Here is a 23,630-nt window from a genome sequence, read left to right as displayed (position 1 = left end):
TGGGTTCGTGACCGGAACGCCTCTCACGGCTCTCCGGCCGAAGCACCCGAGTCCCCGATCGCTTCCCGGCCTCGCCGAAGCGTTCGGATTCGCCGTGCTCGGCGAGATCGACGGTCTCGAGGTGACCGGAGCCGGCCTCTCCTCGAAGAGCGTCCAGCCCGGCGACCTGTACGTCGGGGTGCCCGGGCGCAACGCCCATGGCGCCGACTTCGCGGCATCCGCTCGTGAGGCGGGCGCCGTCGCGCTGCTCACCGATGCCGCGGGTGCGGAGCGCGCGGCCGATGCCGGCCTCCCGATCCTCGTGACCGACGACGTGCGCGCGGCGCTCGGCGAGGTCGCGGCGTGGATCCACCGCACCGCCGAGAACCCGGCGACGTTCTTCGCCGTCACCGGCACCAACGGCAAGACCAGCGTCGTCTACCTGCTGTACGGCATGCTCCGCCAGCTCGGCATCATGGCCGGCCTCACCTCCACGGCGGAGCGACGCATCGGCGATGAGGCCGTGACGAGCTCCCTCACGACTCCCGAGGCGAGCGAACTGCACGCACTGCTCGCCCGCATGCGCGAGGTCGACGTGCGCGCCGTCGGCATCGAGGTCTCCGCACAGGCGCTCTCGCGCCACCGCGTCGACGGGCTCGTCTTCGACGTCGTCGGGTTCACGAACCTGACGCACGACCACCTCGACGACTACACGTCGATGGACGAGTACTTCGAGGCGAAGCGCGAGCTGTTCCAGCCCGAGCGATCGCGACGCGGCGTGGTCACGGTCGACTCCGAGTGGGGCCGTCGCCTCGTCGCCGAGTCGCGCATTCCCGTGACGACCCTCACCACGGTCGACGGCGTCGAAGCCGACTGGCGCATCACGGTGCTCGAAGAGGGCGCCGACCACACCTCCTTCCGACTCGAGGGGCCCGGCGGTCGCCGGATCGAGACCCAGGTGCCGCTGCTCGGCTGGTACATGGCCGCCAACGCCGCCCTCGCGATCGTCATGCTCACCGAGGCCGGATACGACCTCGACCTCATCGGAGCCGCGCTCGAGCGCGACGGCGGCGTGCAGGCGTACATCCCGGGGCGTGCGGAGCGCATCTCGGGCGACCGCGGCCCGGTGGTCTACATCGACTACGGTCACAGCCCCGACGCGTTCCTGCAGACCCTCGGCGCGATCCGTCGTTCGACGGCGGGCCGGGTGGTCATGGTCTTCGGCGCCGACGGCGACCGCGACACCACGAAGCGCGCAGAGATGGGCGCGATCGCCGCCCGCGGCGCCGACGTGGTCGTCATCACCGATTTCCATCCGCGGTTCGAAGACCCTGCCTCCATCCGCGCCGCGCTCATCGCCGGCGCGCGCGAGGCGGTTCCCGAGCGCGAGATCCACGAGATCGCCGATCCGCGCGAGGCGTTCCGCGCTGCGCTCGCCCTGGCGGGCGAGGGCGATGCGATCCTCTACGCCGGACCCGGTCACGAGGACTACCACGAAGTGAAGGGCGTCAAGATCCCGTATTCCGCCAGAGATGATTCCCGCCAGGCGCTGCGCGATGCGGGGTGGCTCGCATGATCGCCATGACCTTGGCCGAGATCGCCTCGGCCGCCGCCGGCGTGCTCCGACTCGACGGCGCCCCTGCCACGCCCGACACCGTCATCGACGGCGTCGTGACGACCGATTCCCGAGAGGTCGGCGCAGGCGGCGTGTTCGTCGCCAAGCGCGGCGAGTTCGACGACGGCCACCGATTCGCCCCGGCCGCGGCCGAGCAGGGCGCCGCCCTGCTCATCGTCGAACACGCCCTCGACCTGCCGGTGCCGCAGATCGTCGTCGCCGATTCGGTCGACGCCCTCGGCGCGCTCGCGACCGAGGTCGTCCGCCGGGTGCGCGCCCTCGGGCGACTGCGCATCGTCGGCGTGACCGGCTCGAACGGCAAGACGACCACCAAGAACCTCCTGCGCACCGTGCTCGAGCGCGTCGGCCCGACCGTCGCGGCCCGGGCCTCGTTCAACAACGAGGTCGGCGCGCCGATCACGATGCTCGAGCTCACGAACGAGACCGAGTTCCTCGTCGCCGAGATGGGCGCCTCGGGCGTCGGCGAGATCGCGCGTCTGGTGCGCATGGCTCGGCCCGACGTCGGCATCGTGCTGAAGGTCGGCCTCGCCCACGCCGGCGAGTTCGGCGGCATCGAGCAGACCGTGCTGGCCAAGTCCGAGATGGTCACCGACCTCATCGAGACGGATGTCGCGGTGCTGAACGCCGACGACCCGCGCGTGGTGCCCATGGCGGGCCTCACCGCGGCGCGCGTCGTCTGGTTCGGATTCGGCGAGTCGGCTGACGTCCGGGCGACCGAGATCCGCGCCCACGCGCGCGGCACCGACTTCACCGTGACGATTCCGGGCGGCGAGTCCGCACGCGTGCAGTTCTCGGTGCTGGGGGAGCACCACGTCATGAACGCACTCGCGGCGATCGCGGCATCCGTCGAACTCGGAGTGCCGCTCGCCGCGGTCGTCACCGCGCTCGAGCAGGTGACCCTCGCCGAGCGCTGGCGCATGCAGGTCATGGGCGGTCGCGACGGCGTCACGATCATCAACGACGCCTACAACGCGAGCCCCGACTCGATGTCGGCCGCGCTGAAGACGCTCGCCCAGGTGAAGAACCCCGAGGCGCGCACGATCGCGGTGCTCGGAGAGATGAGCGAGCTCGGCGAGTTCTCGGGCGAGGAGCACGATCGCATCGGCCTGCTCGCGGTGCGGCTCGGCATCTCGCAACTCGTCGTGGTGGGAGCGGGCGCGCGACGCCTGCACATCACGGCGATCAACGAGGGCTCGTGGGACGGCGAATCCGCCTTCGTCGAGTCCGCAGACGAGGCATTCGACCTCGTCACGTCGTCCGTGCGCCCCGGCGACACGGTTTTGGTGAAATCGTCCAACTCGGCGGGTCTCCGCCTGCTGGGCGACCGACTGGGAGAATGGTTCGCGTGAGCGCTGTGCTGGAAATCGGCGAAGTCGGGCAGATGTCCGACCTGCCTCACGACCGACTGGGAGAATGGTTCGCGTGAGAGCACTGCTGACCGCTGGGGCGTTGTCGCTCGCCTTCACGCTGTTCCTGACCCCGCTGTTCATCCGGCTGTTCACACGGCTCGGGTGGGGGCAGTTCATCCGCGACGACGGGCCGCAGAGCCACCACGTCAAGCGCGGCACGCCCACCATGGGCGGCATCATCTTCATCCTGGGCACCCTGTTCGGGTACTTCGTGGCGACGCTGCTCGTCAGTGACGAGAAGCCGACGGCCACGGGACTGCTCGTGCTGTTCATGATGGTCGGGCTCGGCGTGGTCGGCTTCATCGACGACTTCCTGAAGACCCGCAAGAAGCAGAGCCTCGGACTCGGCGGCTGGGCGAAGGTCGCAGGGCAGGTGGTCATCGCCGGTGCCTTCGCACTGCTGGCTCTCCAGTTCCCGAACGATCGCGGCGTCACCCCCGCGGACACCAAGATCTCCTTCATCAGGGATCTGCCGCTCGACTTCATGGTGTTCGGCGCGGTCGTCGGCGTGATCCTCTACGTCGTCTGGATCTGCCTTCTCGCGGTCGGCACCTCGAACGCGGTCAACGTCACCGACGGGCTCGACGGGCTCGCCGGCGGCGCCTCGATCCTCGCGATCGGCTCGTTCGTCATCATCGGCTTCTGGCAGTTCAACCAGTCGTGCGCGTCGGTCGGCCTGAACCCGTCCGACGAGTACCGCTGCTACGACGTGCGCGACCCGCTCGACATCGCGATCGTGGCGACCGCGATCGTCGGCGGTCTCATCGGATTCCTCTGGTGGAACACGAACCCCGCGAAGATCTACATGGGCGACACCGGCTCGCTGGCGCTGGGCGGTGCGCTCGCGGCACTCGCGATCGTCAGCCGCACCGAGCTCCTCCTCCTGCTCATCGGCGGCCTCTTCGTGATCGAGACCGGTTCGGTCATCCTGCAGCGGGCGTACTTCAAGCTCTCGCACGGCAAGCGCATCTTCCTGATGAGTCCGATCCACCATCACTTCGAATTGAAGGGATGGGCGGAGGTCACGATCGTCGTGCGCTTCTGGATCATCGGCGGTCTGCTCGTGGCAGCGGGCGTCGGCGCCTTCTACTTCGAGTGGCTGCAGAGCTGATGACGGATGCCGCTTCGCCCGCCTCCGATCGTCTCGACTCGCTGACCAGCTGGAACGCCGACTGGCGCGGCCTCCGCGTCGTCGTCATGGGCCTCGGCGTCACGGGCTTCGCCGTCGCCGACACGCTGACCGAGCTCGGCGCGACCGTGCTCGTGGTCGCCCCGGAGGTCGACGACGACCGTGCGCGCATCCTCGAGGTGATCGGGGCCGGTCTGCTGCGGCATCCGCTCGACGCCGTGCCCGACGAGGTCGTCGACTTCGCACCCGAGCTGCTCGTGGCCTCGCCCGGTTTCCACCCCGATCACCCCGTGCTCACGTGGGCGGCCGACTCGTCGATCGCGGTCTGGGGCGACATCGAACTCGCCTGGCGGGTGCGCGACAAGGTCAACACCGCCGAGTGGATCCTCGTCACCGGCACCAACGGCAAGACGACGACCGTGCAGATGGCGGCGACGTTCCTCGCGGCCAACGGCCTGCGTGCGGCGCCGTGCGGCAACATCGGCGTGCCGGTGCTCGATGCCGTGCGCGATCCCGGCGGCTTCGACGTGCTCGTCGTCGAGCTCTCGAGTTACCAGCTGCACCATCTGCCGACGTCCGGCCCGGGTGCGCTGCACCCGTGGGCGAGCACGGTGCTGAACATCGCCGACGACCATCTCGACTGGCACGGCTCGTTCGAGGCGTACCGCGATGCCAAGGCGACCGTCTACGAGAACACGAAGGTCGCGTGCGTGTACAACCGCGCCGACGAGGCGACCCGACGCATGGTCGAGGACGCCGAGGTCGAAGAGGGCGCGCGCGCCATCGGCTTCGGGCTCGACGTGCCGGGGCCGAGCGACTTCGGCGTCGTCGAGGGCATCCTCTGCGACCGCGCCTTCCTCGACGACCGTCGCTCGGCGGCGCTCGAGATCATCACGCTCGACGAGCTGGAGCCCAGGGGACTCAGCGCGCCGCACGTGGTCGCCAACATCCTCGCGGCCTCCGCCCTCGCGCGCTCGTTCGGCGTGCCGGTCGGCGTGATCCACGACGCGCTCGGCTCGTTCCGTCTCGATGCGCACCGCATCGAGACGGTGGCGGTCTCCGGCGGCGTCCGTTGGGTCGACGACTCGAAGGCGACGAATCCGCACGCGGCCGAGGCGTCATTGCGTGCGTTCGGCACGGTCGTCTGGATCGTGGGCGGCCTGCTCAAGGGCGTGGATGCGGATGCGCTCGTGGCAGCCCATGTCGCACGCCTTCGCGCCGCGATCGTGATCGGCGTCGATCGCGCGGCGCTCGTCGCGGCGTTCCGCCGACACGCGCCCGAGGTGCCGCTCTTCGAAGTGGTCACGGATGACACTGAGACCGTGATGCCCGACGCGGTCGCGCTGGCTGCGGCGGTCGCTGAAGAGGGCGACACCGTACTCCTCGCGCCCGCTGCGGCGTCGATGGACCAGTTCGCCGACTACGGCGATCGCGGACGGCGGTTCCACGACGCGGTCGGATCGATGCTGGGAGGTGAGGCGGATGGCGACACCGCCCCGCGCGAACCGCTCCCCGGCGCCTGAGCGCACCGGCGTCTCGGCCTCCAGGATCCGTCTCGGTCGCGTCTTCCGCGTCGAGTCGGCCGACTACTTCCTGCTGCTCGGCACGACGCTCTTCCTGGTCGTCTTCGGGCTCGTGATGGTGCTCTCGGCCTCCGTCGTGCAGTCGCACCTCGAAGACGAGAGCTTCTATGCGCAGGCGTTGCGCCAGGGCCTCTTCGCGGTGTTCGGCATCCCGATCATGCTCATCGCGAGCCGCATGCCCGAGACGTTCTGGATGCGGATCGCCTGGCCGGCGCTGATCCTCTCCTGCATTCCGCAGCTCCTCGTCGTCGCGACGCCCCTCGGCGTCGAGAAGGGCGGCAACACGAACTGGCTCGAGATCGGCTCGGTGCAGTTCCAGCCTTCGGAGTTCATCAAGGTGGCCCTCGTGCTGTGGCTGGGCCTCATCGTCACCAAGAAAGAGGCGCAGCTCGGCGACTTCGTGCACGGGGTGCTGCCGATCGTGCTCGTCGGGGGCGGCGCGATCGGCCTCGTGCTGCTCGGCGGCGACCTGGGCACCGTCATGATCATGGGCGCGATGCTGCTCGGCGCACTCTTCCTCATCGGCGTGCGGCTGCGGCTGCTGCTGCCGCCGATCATCGCGGCCGGCGTGCTGTTCGCGATCGTCGCGGTCTCCAGCGAGAGTCGTATGCGCCGGATCACCTCCTTCCTCGACGCCGACTGCGCGAGTGGTGGCAGTGGCGACTCCGTCAGCGACTGCTGGCAGATCCAGCACGGTTCGTTCGCCCTCGCGAACGGCGGGGTCTTCGGGGTGGGCCTCGGCAACTCGGCCGCGAAGTGGTCGTGGCTGCCCGCGGCCGACAACGACTTCATCTTCGCGATCATCGGCGAGGAGCTCGGGCTGATCGGCGCGATCGTGGTCATCGCGATGTTCGTCGTGCTCGCGGTCGCGCTGGGGCGCGTGCTGCGCGGCGCGCGCACGCCGTTCGGTCGTGCGGCCACCGCTGCCGTGCTCGTGTGGATCATCGGGCAGGCGTGTGTCAATATCGGTGTCGTGCTCGGCGTCTTCCCCATCCTCGGTGTGCCGTTGCCGCTCGTCTCCGCGGGTGGCACGGCCTTGCTCACCACGCTCTTCGCGATCGGCATCGTGCTGTCGGTGGCACGCGATCCCGAAGCCCCGGCACGCGCCGCGGCACGTGCTGCGGCACGCAAGAGCGGTCGCGCCGCAGCATCGAGGGCTGCCCGATGACGACCTACCTCCTCGCCGGCGGCGGCACCGCCGGTCACGTGAACCCGCTGCTCGCGGTCGCCGACCGGTTGCGCGAGCGCGACCCCGAGGCATCCGTGCTCGTGCTCGGCACGGCCGAAGGCCTCGAGGCCCGGCTCGTGCCGGCCCGTGGCTACGAGCTCCTGACGATCGCGAAGGTGCCGTTCCCGCGCCGGCCGAACCGTGCGGCGGTGGCCTTCCCGGCGCGCTTCCGCGAATCGATCGCCGCGGTTCGCCGCATCATCGGCGACCGCGGCGTCGACGTCGTCGTGGGCTTCGGCGGCTACGTGTCGACCCCGGCGTACCTGGCCGCGCGACGCGCCGGTGTTCCGGTCGCGATCCACGAGGCGAACGCGCGCCCCGGGCTCGCGAACCGGCTGGGCGCCCGCTTCGCCGCGACCGTCGGCGTCGCCTTCGACGGCACGCCGCTGCCCGGCGCCCGGCTCGTCGGCATGCCGCTGCGCCGTGAGATCGAGACGCTCGATCCGGCCGCTCGCCGGGGCGAGGCGGCCGCCCATTTCGGCCTCGACGCCTCGCGACCCGTGCTCCTCGCCACCGGCGGGTCGCTCGGCGCCCGGCGCATCAACCGCACGATGGTCGACTCCGCAGACGCGATCACGGCAGCGGGATGGCAGGTGCTGCACGTCACCGGCGCGAAGTCCGAGGTCGTCGACCCCGACGTGGCCGACTACCGCATGGTCGAGTACGCCGACCGCATGGATCTCGCCCTCGCCGTCGCCGACGCCGCGGTCTCGCGGGCCGGAGCCGCCACGGTGTGCGAGCTCTCGGCGCTCGGCATCCCCGCCGCCTTCGTGCCGTACCCCGTCGGCAACGGCGAGCAGCGCTTCAACGCAGGCGGCGTGGTCTCCGCGGGCGGCGCGGTGCTCGTCGACGACGCCGACTTCGTGCCCGAGTGGGTCGACGCGACCCTGCTGCCGATGCTCTCCGACGCCGGGCGGCTCCGGGCCATGGGGGAGGCCGCGACGTCCGTCGGATTCCGCGACGGAACCGACCGCATGGTCGCCCTCGTCGACGAGGCACTCGGCGAGCCAGGCGGCACCGCCCCGTCGGGCGCGTAACGTTGAGTGAGCGGATGCCGCGACATCCGCTCGCACGAACCGGCGCCTTCGGCGTCCGCACCCCGTCCGCATCCCGACCGCAGCCAGGAAGAACGCAGCACCGTGACGATCAAGCCCGACCTCTCCGCCCAGATCCCCGCCGAACTCGGCGCCGTGCACTTCGTCGGCATCGGCGGTTCCGGCATGAGCGGCATCGCCCGGCTCATGCTCGGCGACGGGCACCGGGTCACCGGATCCGACGTTCGCGACTCCGCCAACATCGCAGCGCTCCGCGACCTCGGCGCCGAGATCGCGATCGGCCACGACGCCGCGAACCTCGCCGACGACATCGACACCGTGGTCGTGACCGGCGCGCTCTGGGAGGACAACCCCGAGTACCGACTCGCACTCGAGCGCGGCCTGCCGGTGCTGCACCGCTCGCTCGCCCTCGCCGCGCTCATCGCCGGTCGTCGACTCGTCTCGGTCGCGGGCGCACACGGCAAGACCACCTCGACCGGCATGATCGTCACCGGGCTCCTCGCGCTCGGCGAGGACCCCAACTTCGTCAACGGCGGCGTCATCGAGGGGCTCGGCGTCTCGTCGGCCGCGGGCGACGGCGAGCTGTTCGTCGTCGAGGCCGACGAGTCCGACGGCTCCTTCCTGCTCTACGACACCTCGGTCGCGCTCATCACGAACGTCGACCCCGACCACCTCGACCACTACGGCTCGCGCGAGGCCTTCGAGCAGGCGTTCGTGACGTTCGCCGACGGGGCGCGGGAGCTCGTCGTCGTCTCGTCCGACGACGCAGGCGCCAAGCGGATCACCGAGAAGCTCTCGCACGAGCACGTGGTCACGTTCGGCCAGGCGGCGGATGCCACGGTGCGCGTGCACTCGGTCGAGACCGACGGCCCCGTCTCCTTCGCCGTGGACTACGCGGGCGAGACCTACCGCGCCACGCTCCGCATCCCCGGCCTGCACAACGCGATCAACGCGGCGGGCGCCTTCGCGGTGCTCGTCGGCCTCGGCTTCGACCCCGAGGCATCCCTTGCGGGCATCGCCCGGTTCGCCGGCACCGGCCGGCGGTTCGAGCTGCACGGCACGGTCGGCGGCGTCAGCGTCTACGACGACTACGCGCACCACCCCACCGAGGTCGCGGCCGCGCTGGCCGCCGCCCGCACGGTGGTCGGCGAGGGCCGGATCATCGCGGTGCACCAACCCCACACCTACAGTCGCACGCAGACCTTCGCCAAGGAGTTCGCCGAGGTGCTCGAGCAGTACGCCGACGAGACGGTCGTGCTCGACGTCTACGGCGCGCGTGAAGACCCCGTGCCGGGTGTCACGGGCGCGCTCGTGAGCGAGCGGTTCGCCGACCCGGCGCACGTCGCCTTCGTACCCGACTGGCAGCAGGCCGCCGACTACACGGCGAGCATCGCCCGCGACGGCGACTTCGTGATCACGCTCGGCTGCGGCGACGTCTACCGCATCGTGCCCCAGCTGCTCGGCTCGCTCGAGCGCGAGCGCGGATGACACCGGAGCCCGCGTGAAACGGCCTCAGGGGTTCGACGGTCCGGCCGCACGTGCGCCGCGCGCACCTCTGCCGGCACCCGATGCCGTGCGATCGTCGGCGCCGGTCGCGCGTGCACCGCGCCCGGCACGGCCGACGCCCGATGCCGACCGCACCTCGACGGAGCCGATCGCGATCGTGGTCTCGACTCCGGTGACTCCGCTCGTGCCTGGCACGGTTCCGACCGTGCAGGCGGGCGGCGCATCGACGCGGCCGCCCGGTTCCGAGCGCGGCGACGCACCTGCCGCTCCCGCGCCTCCGAAGAGCGAGCGGGCGGCCAAGCGCGAGCTCGCCGCAGCGGGCCGTGAGCGTCGGAAGTACGAGCGCCAGGAGGTGCGGCGGTTCACGAAGCGCTCCCGTCGACGCCGAATCGTGTGGTCGGTGGTGCTCGGCGCGATCGCGGCGCTCGTCGTCGTCGTCGCGGTCGGCGCCTACTCGCCGCTCATGGCATTGCGCGAGGTTCGGGTCGAGGGCACCGCGCGCATCCCGGTCGCCGACGTGCAGGCGGCCTTCGACGATCAGCTCGGCACTCCGCTGCCGCTGATCGCGAGTGCCGACGTGCTCGCCGCACTCTCGGACTTCCCGCTCATCGAGACCTATTCGACCGAGACGATCCCGCCCGGCACCCTCGTCGTGCGCATCGTCGAGCGGGTGCCGGTCGGCGTCGTCGACACGGGCGAGGGGCTCGAGCTCGTCGACGCAGCAGGCGTCGTCATCGAGCGGCCGACGGAGCGACCCGACGGGCAACCGCTGATCGTCGCGGAGGGCGGCGTCGCCGGCGAGGGCTTCCGTGCCGCGGCCGCGGTCATCAGGAGCCTGCCGCCCGAGGTGCGCGGGCAACTCGTCGGTGCATCCGCGGCGACGGCCGACGACGTGCAGCTCGAGCTGTCGACCGGGGCCACCGTCGTCTGGGGGAGTGCCGAGCAGTCCGCCGCGAAGGCGGCCGTGCTCGCGAGACTCATGGTCGCGGCACCGCCCGACACGGTCGGCGAGTACGACGTGTCGTCGCCTGCGAGCGCCGTGACCCGGTAGTCGCAGCAGGAAATCGGGCGGTTCGCCGCTGATCCGCCCGGCGGTTCGCGACACGCGGGCGAGCCTTTCGCGGCGGAGGCCGTCGGGAGCCTACCGTCATCACAGGAATTGCATACTCAGCAAAACTTTAACCTTCGACTAGAGGTTCAGGGTTCAGAGTTCGCACGGAAGGCCGGTCATGTCGACAAACCAGAACTACCTCGCCGTCATCAAGGTCGTCGGTATCGGCGGCGGCGGTGTCAACGCCGTCAATCGCATGATCGAGCTCGGCCTGCGCGGCGTCGAGTTCATCGCGATCAACACCGATGCGCAGGCGCTGCTCATGTCGGACGCCGATGTGAAGCTCGACGTGGGGCGCGATCTCACTCGCGGCCTCGGCGCCGGCGCCGACCCCGAGGTCGGCCGTCGTGCCGCCGAAGACCACGCGGAGGAGATCGAGGAGGCGCTCGCGGGCGCCGACATGGTCTTCGTCACCGCAGGCGAGGGAGGCGGCACGGGCACCGGCGGCGCTCCGGTCGTCGCACGCATCGCGAAGTCGATCGGCGCGCTCACCATCGGTGTCGTCACGAAGCCGTTCGGCTTCGAGGGCAAGCGGCGCCAGACCCAGGCCGAACAGGGCGTCGCGCGCCTGAAGGAAGAGGTCGACACCCTCATCGTGGTGCCGAACGACCGCCTGCTCGAGATCAGCGACCGCGGCATCTCGATGCTCGAGGCCTTCGCCACGGCCGACCAGGTGCTGCTCGCCGGTGTCCAGGGCATCACGGACCTCATCACCACCCCAGGCCTCATCAACCTCGACTTCGCCGACGTGAAGTCGGTCATGCAGGGAGCGGGCTCCGCGCTCATGGGCATCGGGTCGTCGCGGGGGGCCGATCGTGCGATTAAGGCCGCAGAGCTCGCCGTCGCGAGCCCACTGCTCGAAGCCTCGATCGACGGCGCCCACGGCGTGCTGCTCTCGATCCAGGGCGGATCGAACCTCGGCATCTTCGAGATCAACGACGCCGCCCGGCTCGTGCAGGAGGCCGTGCACCCCGAGGCGAACATCATCTTCGGTGCCGTCATCGACGACACGCTCGGCGACGAGGTGCGCGTCACGGTCATCGCGGCCGGCTTCGACGGCGGCGAGCCGAACGCGAAGCCCGTCGAGGCGCGACGCACGAACTTCGTGCCCGCTGCCGTCGGCGCGGCGGTCGGAGGCGGGGCCATCTCGAGCGAGGCCGCCGATGTGATCGCCGAGATCGACATCGACGAGCTCGTCGAGACCGCGAACTGGGGCGAGGTCGAGACGGCTACGGCCGACCAGATCGTCTCGGACCCGGCGTTCGACACCGACGACGACGACCTCGACATCCCCGACTTCCTGAAGTGAGCGACGCGAGGCCGGCCGCCGACTCGCTGGCCGGGCGCCTCGCCGAGGTGACCGGTCAGGTGTCGGATGCCGCGCGCGACGCGGGTCGCGACCCCGGCGGGATCACGACGATCGTCGTCACCAAGTTCCATCCCGCATCGCTCGTGGAGCAGCTTGCGGCGCTGGGCGTGCGTGACGTGGGCGAGAACCGGCACCAGGAGGCGCAGGCGAAGGCGGCGGAGCTCGCTGCGCTCGACCTGCGCTGGCACTTCGTCGGGCAGCTGCAGAGCAAGAAGGCCCGTCAGGCGCGCGCCTACGCCGCGGCGATCCACTCGGTCGATCGTGCGGCCCTCGTGGATGCGCTGCGATCCGACGAGACATCCGTCGACTGCTTCGTGCAGGTGAACCTCACTGACGACGCCGGCAGGGGCGGGGTGGCCCCCGACGCGCTGGAGGCGCTCGTCGAGCACGTGCTCGAGACGCCCGGTCTCCGCCTGCGCGGGCTCATGGCGGTCGCACCGCTCGGCGAACCCGCGCGGCCCGCGTTCGCCCGCGTGCGCGCGATGTCCGAGCTGGTGCAGAAACTGGAGCCCAGCGCACGCGATCTGTCCATGGGGATGTCGCACGATTTTCGCGACGCGATCATGGAGGGTGCGACACACCTGAGAATCGGAACGGCAATCACCGGGAATCGGCCGGTCGCCGGTTAACCTCGAAGAGACGGAACACAGACGGAGGCAGCGATGTCGAACCCGCTCAAGAAGACGATGGTCTATCTCGGACTCGCCGATGAAGAGCTCGAAGAGGAGACCACGCAGGCACACGCGCCCGCACCGGTGACCCCGGTCGCGAACGCGGCGCCTGCACCGAGGACCGGTGCATCGGTCACACCGCTGCGCAAGAACCATGTCCAACCGAGCACACCGCAGGCGGAGATGAACGAGATCCTGACCGTCCACCCGCGTCAGTACCGTGACGCGCAGGTGATCGCCGAGTCCTTCCGTGAGGGAGTCCCCGTGATCATCAACCTCTCGCAGATGTCCGATGCCGACGCGCGGCGTCTCATCGACTTCGCGAGCGGCCTCTCGCAGGGGCTCTACGGAAAGATCGAGCGTGTGACGAGCAAGGTGTTCCTGCTCTCGCCCGCCCATGTGGTCGTCTCGGGGGAGACCGGCGAGAGTGAGGGCGACGTGGACGCGTCGTTCTTCACGCACGCGTAGCCCGTCGTGGGCGCGCTGGCCATCGTCTGGAACATCCTCTACATCCTGCTGCTCATCTACTTCTTCGTGATGTGGGGGCGGTTCGTATTGGACCTCGTACGCACCTTCAACCGCTCCTGGCGCCCTCGTGGCGCCTGGCTCGTGGTCGTCGAGGCGGTTTTCAGCCTCACCGATCCGCCGGTGCGCTTCTTCCGGCGGGTCGTTCCCCCGATCCGCATCGGCCAAGTCGCATTGGACCTGGGGTGGAGTCTGGCCATGCTCGTCGTGATCGTTGCGATGACCGTGGTGTCCCTATTGGCACAGGCGGCGACCGCGCCCGCCTGATGATCTCCTGCGAGGGATGAGGTCGAGACGATCGGCACTCACGACTCTGAGGATGTCTTTGCTACCGTTAGCTGAACGTGATCGAACAGTTCGACAGATTTGAGGGTGGAAAGCCATGGCGCTAACTCCGGAAGATGTGGTCAACAAGCGCTTCCAAGCGACGAAGTTCCGGGAAGGGTATGACCAAGACGAGGTCGACGACTTCCTCGACGAGGTCGTCGTAGAGCTTCGTCGACTGAACGGGGAGAATGAGGAGCTGCGTCAGCGGCTGTCCGCGGCCGAGGCCCGTGCTGCGGAGGCCGCCAAGGCTCCCGCCGCCGCTGCGCCGGCAGCTGCCGCGGTCTACACGGAGCCGGCGGCTCCGCCGCCCACGGTCGCCGTGCCGATGCAGCAGCCCGTCTCGCAGCAGTCGGACTTCGACGAGCAGGCGAGCACGACGAACCTCCTGCAGCTCGCTCGTCGTCTGCACGAGGAGCACGTCCGCGAGGGCGTCGAGAAGCGCGATGCGCTCATCGCCGAGGGCCACGCCACCGCGGCGCGAGTCGTCGCCGAGGCCGAGGCCAAGCAGCGCGCCCAGATCGGTGTGCTCGACCAGGAGCGCGTCGCGCTCGAGAAGCGCGTCGACGAGCTCCGCGTGTTCGAGCGCGACTACCGCGCGAAGCTCAAGAACTACATCGAGGGTCAGCTCCGCGAGCTCGACACTGCAGCGCCGGTGCAGGTCACCGGCAACCAGGGCTTCTCGTCGCCCGTGGGCATGTCCGCCGAACAGCCGGCACCGACGTTCCAGGGCTTTGGAGGCTGAGCGGGCCGCGAAGGTCGGCTCCACCACCGCCCTCCTGGTCGTGGCCGGCGCCGCATTCGCGGCGTACGGCCTCGACCAGCTGAGCAAGTTCCTCGTCGTCACGAACCTCTCCGAGGGTGAGGTCGTGCCGGTGCTCGGCTCGGTCCTCCAATGGCAGTTCGTTCGCAATCCCGGTGCGGCGTTCTCGCTCGCGAGCGGGATGACCTGGATCTTCACGATCCTCGCCGCGGGCGTGATCACCTTCATCGTGTGGTTCGCACGTCGCATCCGCTCGATCGCCTGGTCCGTCGTCTTCGGGCTGCTGCTCGGCGGCGTGCTGGGCAATCTCACCGACCGGCTCTTCCGGGAGCCGTCGTTCGGCCTCGGACACGTGGTCGACTACATCTCGACACCGTGGCTCATCCCTGCGATCTACAACGTCGCCGACATCGCGATCGTGTCGAGCATGGTGCTCTTCATGATCCTCACCATCCGCGGCATCGGCCTCGACGGTTCGCGAGAGCTGCGACCCGCCAAGCGCGACGCGGCCCAGACCGTGCAGAACGAGACGCCCGCCGCCACGGCGGAGGGCGACGTCCCGCTCCGCGAAGCCGCGACCGGAGCCTGATGGAACACCGTTCCTTCCCCGTTCCCGACGGGCTCGAGGGCGCGCGCGTCGACGCCGGCCTCGCGAAGCTCCTCGGCTTCTCGCGCACCCTCGCGGCCGACATCGCCTCGGCCGGCGGTGTCTCGCTCGACGGTGCATCCGTCGACAAGTCCGACCGGCTGCGCGCCGGCGCCTGGCTCGAGGTGAGCTGGGAGGAGCCGCGGGGCCTCACGATCGACCCGATCGCGGTGCCCGACCTCGGCATCATCCACGACGACGACGACCTCGTGGTCGTCGACAAGCCCGCCGGCGTCGCCGCGCATCCTTCGGTCGGCTGGAACGGGCCGACCGTCGTGGGTGCGCTCGCAGCCGCGGGCTTCCGCATCTCGACCTCCGGTGCTTCGGAGCGCCAGGGTGTCGTGCATCGACTCGACGCGGGCACCAGCGGCCTCATGGTCGTCGCGAAGTCGGAGCGCGCGTACACGGAGCTGAAGCGCCAGTTCCACGACCGCGAGGTGGAGAAGATCTACCACACGGTCGTGCAGGGCCACCCGGATCCGCTCGCCGGAACGATCGACGCGCCGGTCGGCCGCCACCCCCGTTCCGAGTGGAAGTTCGCGGTGACCGCCGAGGGCAAGCACGCCGTGACCCACTACGAGACCATCGAGGCGTTCCCCTACGCTTCGCTCCTCGAGGTGCACCTCGAGACCGGGCGCACGCACCAGATCCGGGTGCACATGGCTGCGCAGCGGCATCCGTGCGCGGGGGACTCGATGTACGGCGCCGACCCGACGCTCTCGTCGAAGCTCGGCCTCGAACGGCAGTGGCTCCACGCCAAGCAGCTCGCCTTCGCCCACCCCGCCGACGGCAGCTGGACGACGTTCGTGTCGGAGTATCCGGCCGACCTCGCGCACGCGCTCGGCGTGCTCCGCGGCGACTGAAACACCGTCTGCCGCGACCCCGACGTGGGAGGTCGCACGTAGACTTCGAAGACCCCCGAAACACACTCGCCGTACCCGATGAGGAGCCCAGTGGCCACCGATTCCTTCGTCCACCTGCACGTGCACAGCGAGTACTCGATGCTCGACGGCGCAGCGAGGGTGGGGGAGCTCATCCAGGCTGCGAAGGGCGAGGGAATGCCCGCGGTCGCGATCACCGACCACGGCAACGTGTTCGGCGCGTACGACTTCTGGAAGCAGGCGACCGACGCCGGTATCAAGCCGATCATCGGCACCGAGGCCTACATCACCCCGGGCACGGCGCGCGGCGACAAGACCAGGATCCGCTGGGGCAACGGCGGCGGCGACGACGTCTCGGGCTCGGGCGCGTACACGCACATGACGCTGCTCTCCGAGACCACCGAGGGCATGCACAACCTCTTCCGGCTCTCGAGCCGTGCGTCGATCGAGGGCTACTACTTCAAGCCGCGCATGGACCGCGAACTGCTGTCGATGTACTCGAATGGGCTCATCGCCACGACCGGCTGCCCGTCGGGCGAGGTGCAGACGCGCCTCAGGCTCGGGCAGTACGACGAAGCGGTGAAGGCGGCATCCGACTTCCGCGACATCTTCGGCAAAGAGAACTACTTCGCCGAGATCATGGACCACGGGCTCGGCATCGAGCGCCGCATCATGGAGGATCTGCACCGGCTGGCGAAGGACCTCGCGCTGCCGTTGGTGGCCACGAACGACCTGCACTACACGCACGCCGCCGATGCCAAGAGTCATGCCGCCCTGCTCTGCGTACAATCAGGCTCGACACTCGACGACCCCAACCGCTTCAAGTTCGATGCCGACGAGTTCTACCTGAAGACCGCCGCCGAGATGCGCCATGTCTTCCGCGACTACCCCGAGGCCTGCGACAACACCCTGCTCATCGCCGAGCGCGCCGACGTGAAGTTCAACACGAGCGCCAACTACATGCCGCGCTTCCCCGTGCCCGAGGGCGAGAGCGAAGACACCTGGTTCGTCAAGGAGGTCGACCGCGGCCTCGAGGTGCGCTACCCGAACGGCATCCCGGCCGAGGTGCGCAAGCAGGCCGACTACGAGGTCGGCGTCATCCTGCAGATGGGCTTCCCCGGCTACTTCCTCGTCGTCGCCGACTTCATCAACTGGTCGAAGAACAACGGCATCCGGGTCGGCCCCGGCCGTGGCTCCGGCGCCGGCTCGATGGCGGCGTACGCCATGCGCATCACCGACCTCGACCCGCTGCAGCACGGCCTCATCTTCGAGCGGTTCCTGAACCCCGACCGCGTCTCGATGCCCGACTTCGACGTCGACTTCGACGAGCGTCGGCGCGGCGAGGTCATCAGGTACGTCACCGAGAAGTACGGCGACGAGCGCGTCGCGCAGATCGTGACCTACGGCACGATCAAGGCGAAGCAGGCGCTCAAGGACTCGGGCCGCGTGCTCGGCTTCCCGTTCTCGATGGGCGAGAAGCTCACGAAGGCGATGCCGCCGGCGGTCATGGGCAAGGACATCCCGCTCACCGGCATCTTCGACACGAAGCATCCGCGGTACAAAGAGGCCTCCGACATCCGGGCGATCGTCGAGACCGATCCCGAGGCGAAGACCGTCTTCGAGACGGCGCTCGGCCTCGAGAACCTGAAGCGCCAGTGGGGCGTGCACGCGGCCGGCGTGATCATGTCGAGCGACCCGCTCGTCGACATCATCCCGATCATGAAGCGCGAACAAGACGGCCAGATCGTCACGCAGTTCGACTACCCGGCGTGCGAGTCGCTCGGCCTCATCAAGATGGACTTCCTGGGGCTGCGCAACCTCACCATCATCGACGACGCACTCGACAACATCGAGGCCAACCGCGGCCACCGTCCGGTGCTCGAAGACCTCGCGCTCGACGACCAGGGCGCCTACGACCTGCTCGCGAGAGGCGACACGCTCGGCGTGTTCCAGCTCGACGGCGGGCCGATGCGATCGCTGCTGCGTCAGATGAAGCCCGACAACTTCGAAGACATCTCGGCCGTCATCGCGCTCTACCGTCCGGGCCCCATGGGTGCGAACTCGCACATCAACTACGCGCTTCGCAAGAACGGCCTGCAGGAGATCACCCCGATCCACCCCGAGTTCGCTGAGTCGCTCCGGGAGATCCTCGACACGAGCTACGGCCTGATCATCTATCAGGAGCAGGTCATGGCGATCGCGCAGAAGGTCGCCGGGTTCTCGCTCGGCCAGGCCGACATCCTGCGCCGCGCGATGGGCAAGAAGAAGAAGTCCGAGCTCGACAAGCAGTACGAGGGCTTCTCCGGAGGCATGAAGGCCAACGGCTACTCCGATGCGGCGATCCAGAAGCTCTGGGAGATCCTGCTCCCGTTCTCGGACTACGCGTTCAACAAGGCGCACTCCGCCGCCTACGGCGTGCTGAGCTACTGGACCGCGTATCTCAAGGCGCACTATCCGGCCGAGTACATGGCGGCGCTGCTCACGAGTGTCGGCGACGCGCGTGACAAGCTCGCGCTCTATCTCAACGAATGCCGTCGCATGGGCATCAAGGTGCTGCCGCCCGACGTGAACGAGTCGATCGGCTACTTCGCCGCGGTCGGTGAAGACATCCGATTCGGACTCGGCGCCGTGCGCAACGTCGGCTTCAACGTGGTCGACGCGATCCGCGGTGCACGCGACTCAAAGGGCCGATTCGAGTCCTTCCACGACTTCCTGAAGAAGTCGCCGCTCCCGGTCGCGAACAAGCGCACGGTCGAGTCGCTCGTGAAGGCGGGCGCGTTCGACTCGCTCGGCCACACGCGTCGCTCGCTCGTCGAGATCCACGAGGGCGCGGTCGAGTCGGTCGTGAAGGAGAAGCGCGCCGAGGAGGTCGGCGACTTCGGCTTCGACTTCGACAGCCTCTTCGACGACGACGAACGGGATGCCGCGCCGTCGCTCGTGCCTGCGCGTCCGGAGTGGCCGAAGAAGCAGAAGCTGGCGTTCGAACGCGAGATGCTGGGACTCTACGTGTCCGAGCATCCGCTCGACGGACTCGAAGTGCCGCTCGCGAAGCACGCGTCGACGTCGATCCTCGATCTCACCACTTCGGATTCGACGCAGGATGCCGACACCGTCACGGTCGCGGGTCTCGTCACGAGCGTTCAGCACCGCATCGCGAAGGCCTCGGGCAACCAGTACGGCATGATCACGGTCGAGGACTTCTCGGGCGAGATCACGGTGATGTTCATGGGCAAGGCCTACCAGGAGTTCGCACCCGGCCTGCAGGCCGACTCGATCGTGGTCGTGCGCGGGCGGGTCAGCATGCGCGACGACGGCATGAACCTGCACGCCTACAGCGTGTTCACGCCCGAACTCGGCCAAGACGAGGAATCGGGCATCGTGAAGATCACGCTGCCCGACCAACGGGCGACGCAGGAGACGACCGAGGCGCTCCGAGAGGTGCTCGTACGCCACCACGGGGAGACCGAGGTTCGGATCACGCTGACGAAGGGCCGCGTCGGCCGCGTCTTCGAGGTCGGGCAGTACCCGGTCAAGGTGACCGCCGATCTCTACGGAGAGCTGAAGAGCCTGCTCGGGCCGAACTGCCTCGTGTGACGACGGCCCGGTACGCGGCGTGACACGTCGGTAGGCTGGAATCATCATGCTGCGCACCATCGATCTCCGTGGAACCCGCCCCTCGACGGCAGGGCTCCTCGCCCTCGTGCCCCGGGCGGCGACCGACGTCTCCGCGGCACTCGACGCCGCCCGCTCGATCATCGACGAGGTGCGCGAGCACGGTGAGACGGCGCTGCTCGACCAGGCCGAGCGCTTCGACGGAGTCCGTCCTTCGGCGGTGCGCGTTCCGGCCGACGAACTGGCGGCGGCGCTCGAGGGCCTCGCGCCCGAGATCCGCGCAGCGGCGCTCCAGACGATCGAGCGCGTCCGTGCGGCGAGCGAGGCCCAGGTGCCCGCTCCGCAGACGACCGTGCTCGCCGCCGGCGCCGTCGTCGAGCAGCGGTGGCAGCCCGTCGCCCGCGTCGGCCTCTACGTGCCGGGCGGCAAGGCGGTCTACCCGTCGAGCGTGATCATGAACGTCGTGCCCGCCCAGGTGGCGGGGGTGCGCTCGATCGCGCTCGCGTCACCGGCGCAGTCGGAGTTCGGCGGCCGCATCCACCCGACGATCGCGGGCATCGCAGCCCTCCTCGGCATCACCGAGGTCTACGCCATGGGCGGTGCCGGGGCGATCGGCGCCTTCGCGTACGGCGTCGAGGGCATCGGCCTCGAACCGGTGCAGCGCGTGACCGGCCCGGGCAACGTCTTCGTCGCAGCGGCCAAGCGCGTCGTGCAGAGCGTGACCGGCATCGATGCGGAGGCCGGACCGACCGACATCCTCGTCATCGCCGACGACAGCGCCGATCCCGACTTCGTCGCGGCCGACCTCGTGAGCCAGGCCGAGCACGACGAACTCGCCGCCGCGGTGCTCGTCACCGACTCGCCCGAGCTCGCGGCCCGGGTGGCCGAGCGCCTCGAGGCGCGCGTCACGGCCACCAAACACAGCGCACGGGTGCGCGAGGCGATCGACGGCGTGCAGTCGGCCGTCGTGCTCGTCGACGACCTCGAGCAGGCCGCCGACTTCGCGAACGCCTTCGGCCCCGAGCACCTCGAGATCCAGGTGCGCGACGTCGACGCCACGCTCGCCCGCATCGAGAACGCCGGTGCCATCTTCGTGGGCTCCTTCTCGCCGGTCAGCCTCGGCGACTACGCGGCGGGCTCGAACCACGTGCTGCCGACGGGCGGCCAGGCGCGCCATGCATCCGGGCTCTCGGCCGCCACATTCCTGCGTCCGCAGCAGGTCGTGCGCTACGACGAGCAGGCGCTGCGCGAGGTCGCCCCGGTGATCGCCGCGCTCTCGACGGAAGAAGACCTGCCCGCGCACGGCGAGGCCGTCACCGCCCGTTTCCCACGCTGACCACGATCCGATCCGTTCCGGGGAGACCTTCCCGTCGTCGTCGCGGCGGTCGGCGGGGCCCCGATCGCCGCCGCTAGGCTGGGAGCACCATGTACTGTCCCTTCTGCCGCCACCCCGACTCCCGAGTCATCGACTCCCGCACGAGCGATGACGGGCTCTCGATCCGGCGCCGTCGCCAGTGCCCCGAGTGCGGGCGCCGGTTCTCGACGACCGAGACGGCGAGTCTCGTCGTCATCAAGCGGTCCGGCGTGGTCGAGCCGTTCAGCCGCGAGAAGGTCGTGCTCGGCGTCAGGAAGGCGTGCCAGGGCCGCCCGGTGACCGACTCCGACCTCGCGGTGCTCGCGCAGAAGGTCGAGGAGACGATCCGCTCGACGGGTGCATCGCAGATCGAGGCGAACGACATCGGCCTCGCGATCCTGCCGCCGCTCCGTGAGCTCGACGAGGTCGCCTATCTCCGCTTCGCGAGCGTCTACCAGGCGTTCGATTCGCTCGACGATTTCGAATCCGCGATCGATCAGCTCCGTGAAGAGCACGGCCGTCTGCCGGCACGGCCGGTGGAGTGACGTCGGCCCGGCCGCTCCCACTCCGGTAGCCTGAGGCGCGATGTATCGACTTCTCTTCACCGCCTTCCTCTCCCACATGGACCCGGAAGACGCGCACCACCTCGCGTTCCGCGTCATCCGTGCGCTCCCGACGCTCGGGTTCGGCAAGCTCGTCGAGCGGTTCACCGCGCCCGACCCGTCGCTCGCGGTCGAGACGCTCGGCCTGCGCTTCCCGTCGCCCTTCGGCGTCGCCGCAGGCTTCGACAAGGACGGCTTCGCAGTGCGCGGGCTCGGCAACCTCGGATTCGGGCACGTCGAGGTCGGCACGATCACGGCGATCGCGCAACCCGGCAACCCGCGGCCGCGGCTCTTCCGCCTCGTGAGCGACCGCGCGCTCGTGAACCGCATGGGCTTCAACAACGGCGGTGCGGATGCCGCAGCCGGCCGTCTCTCGCGGCTGTCGCGTCGCACCGACCGTCCGGTGCTCGGCGTCAACATCGGCAAGAGCCGGGTCACCGCCGTCGAGGACGCGGTCGCCGACTACGAGCGGAGCGCGCGCGTGCTGGCGCCCTTCGCCGACTACCTCGTAGTCAACGTCAGCTCGCCCAACACCCCGGGACTGCGCGGCCTGCAGGAGATCGACTCCCTCGCACCGCTGCTCGAAACGGTGCGCGCCGCGGCCGGCGACACCCCGTTGCTCGTGAAGATCGCACCTGACCTCGACGACGCCGAGATCGTGCGCATCTGCGAGCTCGTCGAGCGGCTCGGCCTCGACGGCATCATCGCGACGAACACGACGATCTCCCGCGAGGGACTCCAGGCCGAGGCATCCGTCGTCGAAGCCATCGGCGCAGGCGGACTCTCGGGTGCGCCGCTCGCTGCACGGTCACTGGACGTGCTGCGACTCATCCGTGCGCAGGTGCCGGCCGAACTCTGCGTCGTCTCGGTCGGCGGCGTCGAGACCGCCGCCGACGTGCAGAACCGGCTCGATGCGGGAGCCACGCTCGTGCAGGGGTACTCGGCGTTCATCTACCGGGGGCCGTTCTGGGCGCGGCACGTCAATCGGGGCCTTGCGAAGTTCGCGCGGAGCCGCCGTTCGGCCGTCGCGGCGTAACCTCACCCGCCGCGCGCTGCCCGTCGCAGACGCCGGTGGTCAGAGCACGCGGGCGTTCAGAGCACGCCGAGGTCGGCGAGTCGGTCGGCGATCGTCGATCCGTCGTTCGCCGACACCCACGGCACGCCCGCGGCGTGCTGCTCGGTCCGGGTGCGGCCTCCGGCGAGCACGGCCTCGCCCTTCGACAGGCGGCGGATCGCGACGGCGGCGACCTTGTCGGGGTGCTCGAGCGCGAATCGCTCGTAGTGCTCCTCGTCGTGCTGGCCGTCATCGCCGATGAGCAGCCAGCGCACGTCGGGGAACTCCTCGGCGAGGCGCCGGAGGTTCTCCTGCTTGTGCTCCCGGCCGCTCCGGAACCAGCGGTCGTGCGTCGGCCCCCAGTCGGTGAGCAGGAGCGGACCCGCCGGGTAGAGGTTGCGGGAGAGGAATCGCGTGAGCGTCGGAGCGACGTTCCAGGCGCCCGTCGACAGATAGATGACGGGGGAGGCGGGATGCGAGCGAACGAGGCGTTCGAACAGCACGGCCATGCCCGGCGTCGGGATGCGCGCATGCTCGTCGAGCACGAAGGTGTTCCAGAAGGCCACGAGCGGCCGGGGGAGCGCCGTGACCATCACGGTGTCGTCGACGTCGGAGATGATGCCGAATCGCACCTCGGGTCCGACGATCCAGATCGGCGCCTCGACGGGCTCCGCCCCTTCGGTGTGCAGCGTCACGCGGTGCCAGCCGGGCTCGAGCGAGACCGGCACCTTCGTGTCGACGACCCCGCCGCGGTCGGCCAGCACCTCGATGCGCGTGCCGCCGACCTCGATCACCACGGGAACACCGCCCACGGGCACGCTCGTGAAGCTGCGCCATCCGCGAATGCCCTGCTCGCCTCTACGGCGACGGCGCTTCGAGGTCTCGTGTGGGTCGACCGGCTTGCTGAGCAGTACTCGGCAGAGGACGCGCACCCATTCGGTGGACCCGTAGCCGGTGTAGGGCACGATGGTCGGCCGGTGCCCGCGGCGCCGCGCCCAGCGCTCGCGGATCTCGTGCACGCGGTCTTCGAGGCGCGCGGCACGATGCCGGACCTGGCGCTCTCGTTGTCCGGCCGGAGGGGGGGAGCTCGCCGGCATCCACTCAGTCTGTCATGCGTCGACACCGCGTCGCGAAACGAGGGAGGCAGTGGTCGAACGGCCCGCGCCGCTCCGGGTAGAGTGGACGGGCAACTG

20 protein-coding genes are annotated in these 23,630 nt (G+C 69.7%); 19 read left to right on the top strand and 1 reads right to left on the bottom strand.

From position 1 onward, the window contains the following. Positions 1-7 precede the first annotated feature (7 nt). The 19 genes from BUR99_RS05475 (at position 8) to BUR99_RS05380 (ending at position 22,419) form a co-directional block, all read left to right on the top strand. The gene (locus BUR99_RS05475) at positions 8-1,555 is read left to right on the top strand and encodes a Mur ligase family protein (protein ID WP_074259259.1); all 1,548 of its coding nucleotides are present in this window, start codon (positions 8-10) and stop codon (positions 1,553-1,555) included. After that, the gene (locus BUR99_RS05470; protein WP_074259258.1) at positions 1,552-2,964 is read left to right on the top strand and encodes a UDP-N-acetylmuramoyl-tripeptide--D-alanyl-D-alanine ligase; all 1,413 of its coding nucleotides are present in this window, start codon (positions 1,552-1,554) and stop codon (positions 2,962-2,964) included. Before BUR99_RS05475 ends, BUR99_RS05470 begins: the two co-directional genes overlap by 4 nt. A gap of 73 nt (positions 2,965-3,037) precedes the next feature. Beyond that, positions 3,038-4,135, top strand: a complete 1,098-nt coding sequence (mraY, locus tag BUR99_RS05465; protein ID WP_074259503.1) for a phospho-N-acetylmuramoyl-pentapeptide-transferase — start codon at positions 3,038-3,040, stop codon at positions 4,133-4,135. Continuing rightward, a complete protein-coding gene (gene murD, locus BUR99_RS05460; protein ID WP_074259257.1) occupies positions 4,135-5,676 on the top strand; it encodes a UDP-N-acetylmuramoyl-L-alanine--D-glutamate ligase in 1,542 nt (513 codons plus the stop codon). The genes mraY and murD overlap by 1 nt, the downstream gene beginning before the upstream one ends. Then, a complete protein-coding gene (gene ftsW / locus BUR99_RS05455; RefSeq protein WP_074259256.1) occupies positions 5,636-6,904 on the top strand; it encodes a putative lipid II flippase FtsW in 1,269 nt (422 codons plus the stop codon). Before murD ends, ftsW begins: the two co-directional genes overlap by 41 nt. After that, on the top strand, positions 6,901-8,001 hold the full coding sequence (locus tag BUR99_RS05450) for a UDP-N-acetylglucosamine--N-acetylmuramyl-(pentapeptide) pyrophosphoryl-undecaprenol N-acetylglucosamine transferase (protein ID WP_074259255.1): 1,101 nt from the start codon (positions 6,901-6,903) through the stop codon (positions 7,999-8,001). Before ftsW ends, BUR99_RS05450 begins: the two co-directional genes overlap by 4 nt. A gap of 102 nt (positions 8,002-8,103) precedes the next feature. After that, the gene (gene murC / locus BUR99_RS05445; protein ID WP_074259254.1) at positions 8,104-9,507 is read left to right on the top strand and encodes a UDP-N-acetylmuramate--L-alanine ligase; all 1,404 of its coding nucleotides are present in this window, start codon (positions 8,104-8,106) and stop codon (positions 9,505-9,507) included. A 13-nt stretch (positions 9,508-9,520) separates the two neighbouring features. Next, positions 9,521-10,576 carry a cell division protein FtsQ/DivIB gene (locus tag BUR99_RS05435; protein WP_234980738.1) on the top strand — a complete coding sequence of 352 codons (1,056 nt, stop codon included), beginning with the start codon at positions 9,521-9,523 and terminating at the stop codon, positions 10,574-10,576. 178 nt (positions 10,577-10,754) lie between these two features. After that, complete coding sequence (gene ftsZ, locus BUR99_RS05430; protein ID WP_074259252.1) at positions 10,755-11,945, top strand: cell division protein FtsZ; 1,191 nt, start codon at positions 10,755-10,757, stop codon at positions 11,943-11,945. 47 nt (positions 11,946-11,992) lie between these two features. Next, the gene (locus BUR99_RS05425; protein WP_143231456.1) at positions 11,993-12,634 is read left to right on the top strand and encodes a YggS family pyridoxal phosphate-dependent enzyme; all 642 of its coding nucleotides are present in this window, start codon (positions 11,993-11,995) and stop codon (positions 12,632-12,634) included. Between the two features lie 33 nt (positions 12,635-12,667). Continuing rightward, positions 12,668-13,144 (top strand): cell division protein SepF, encoded by a 477-nt coding sequence (locus BUR99_RS05420; RefSeq protein ID WP_074259250.1) that lies wholly within the window; start codon positions 12,668-12,670, stop codon positions 13,142-13,144. Positions 13,145-13,150: 6 nt separating this feature from the next. Further along, positions 13,151-13,468, top strand: coding sequence for a YggT family protein (locus BUR99_RS05415; protein WP_143231454.1), 318 nt, complete (start codon positions 13,151-13,153; stop codon positions 13,466-13,468). Between the two features lie 115 nt (positions 13,469-13,583). Then, a complete protein-coding gene (locus tag BUR99_RS05410; protein ID WP_074259249.1) occupies positions 13,584-14,270 on the top strand; it encodes a DivIVA domain-containing protein in 687 nt (228 codons plus the stop codon). After that, positions 14,260-14,877 (top strand): signal peptidase II, encoded by a 618-nt coding sequence (gene lspA, locus BUR99_RS19870; protein ID WP_074259248.1) that lies wholly within the window; start codon positions 14,260-14,262, stop codon positions 14,875-14,877. Before BUR99_RS05410 ends, lspA begins: the two co-directional genes overlap by 11 nt. Beyond that, positions 14,877-15,797: an RluA family pseudouridine synthase gene (locus tag BUR99_RS05400; protein ID WP_074259247.1), complete on the top strand. Its 921-nt coding sequence runs from the start codon at positions 14,877-14,879 to the stop codon at positions 15,795-15,797. Before lspA ends, BUR99_RS05400 begins: the two co-directional genes overlap by 1 nt. 78 nt (positions 15,798-15,875) lie before the next feature. Beyond that, positions 15,876-19,409, top strand: a complete 3,534-nt coding sequence (dnaE, locus tag BUR99_RS05395) for a DNA polymerase III subunit alpha (RefSeq protein ID WP_074259246.1) — start codon at positions 15,876-15,878, stop codon at positions 19,407-19,409. Between the two features lie 46 nt (positions 19,410-19,455). After that, positions 19,456-20,763 (top strand): histidinol dehydrogenase, encoded by a 1,308-nt coding sequence (gene hisD / locus BUR99_RS05390; RefSeq protein ID WP_074259245.1) that lies wholly within the window; start codon positions 19,456-19,458, stop codon positions 20,761-20,763. 89 nt (positions 20,764-20,852) lie between these two features. Then, positions 20,853-21,326, top strand: coding sequence for a transcriptional regulator NrdR (gene nrdR / locus BUR99_RS05385; protein WP_056008298.1), 474 nt, complete (start codon positions 20,853-20,855; stop codon positions 21,324-21,326). A gap of 40 nt (positions 21,327-21,366) precedes the next feature. Next, positions 21,367-22,419 carry a quinone-dependent dihydroorotate dehydrogenase gene (locus BUR99_RS05380; RefSeq protein ID WP_074259244.1) on the top strand — a complete coding sequence of 351 codons (1,053 nt, stop codon included), beginning with the start codon at positions 21,367-21,369 and terminating at the stop codon, positions 22,417-22,419. Positions 22,420-22,475: 56 nt separating this feature from the next. Here the strand turns inward: BUR99_RS05380 and BUR99_RS05375 are convergent, their stop codons facing one another. Beyond that, positions 22,476-23,534 carry an App1 family protein gene (locus tag BUR99_RS05375; RefSeq protein ID WP_074259243.1) on the bottom strand — a complete coding sequence of 353 codons (1,059 nt, stop codon included), beginning with the start codon at positions 23,532-23,534 and terminating at the stop codon, positions 22,476-22,478. Positions 23,535-23,630 lie beyond the last annotated feature (96 nt).

The organism is Agromyces cerinus subsp. cerinus (genome assembly GCF_900142065.1).
Classification (GTDB): Bacteria; Actinomycetota; Actinomycetes; order Actinomycetales; family Microbacteriaceae; genus Agromyces; species Agromyces cerinus.
Note: the sequence above shows the minus strand (reverse complement) of the source record. Positions and strands in the feature narration are given on the sequence as shown.

Coding starts and splice junctions, on each gene's coding strand:
- BUR99_RS05380 (WP_074259244.1), top strand. CDS start 21,367: ATGTATCGACTTCTCTTCACCGCCTTCCTCTCCCACATGGACCCGGAA.
- BUR99_RS05410 (WP_074259249.1), top strand. CDS start 13,584: ATGGCGCTAACTCCGGAAGATGTGGTCAACAAGCGCTTCCAAGCGACG.
- BUR99_RS05470 (WP_074259258.1), top strand. CDS start 1,552: ATGATCGCCATGACCTTGGCCGAGATCGCCTCGGCCGCCGCCGGCGTG.
- BUR99_RS05400 (WP_074259247.1), top strand. CDS start 14,877: ATGGAACACCGTTCCTTCCCCGTTCCCGACGGGCTCGAGGGCGCGCGC.
- hisD (WP_074259245.1), top strand. CDS start 19,456: ATGCTGCGCACCATCGATCTCCGTGGAACCCGCCCCTCGACGGCAGGG.
- nrdR (WP_056008298.1), top strand. CDS start 20,853: ATGTACTGTCCCTTCTGCCGCCACCCCGACTCCCGAGTCATCGACTCC.
- BUR99_RS05375 (WP_074259243.1), bottom strand. CDS start 23,534: ATGCCGGCGAGCTCCCCCCCTCCGGCCGGACAACGAGAGCGCCAGGTC.
- BUR99_RS05450 (WP_074259255.1), top strand. CDS start 6,901: ATGACGACCTACCTCCTCGCCGGCGGCGGCACCGCCGGTCACGTGAAC.
- dnaE (WP_074259246.1), top strand. CDS start 15,876: ATGAGGAGCCCAGTGGCCACCGATTCCTTCGTCCACCTGCACGTGCAC.
- ftsZ (WP_074259252.1), top strand. CDS start 10,755: ATGTCGACAAACCAGAACTACCTCGCCGTCATCAAGGTCGTCGGTATC.
- ftsW (WP_074259256.1), top strand. CDS start 5,636: ATGGCGACACCGCCCCGCGCGAACCGCTCCCCGGCGCCTGAGCGCACC.
- BUR99_RS05420 (WP_074259250.1), top strand. CDS start 12,668: ATGTCGAACCCGCTCAAGAAGACGATGGTCTATCTCGGACTCGCCGAT.
- murD (WP_074259257.1), top strand. CDS start 4,135: ATGACGGATGCCGCTTCGCCCGCCTCCGATCGTCTCGACTCGCTGACC.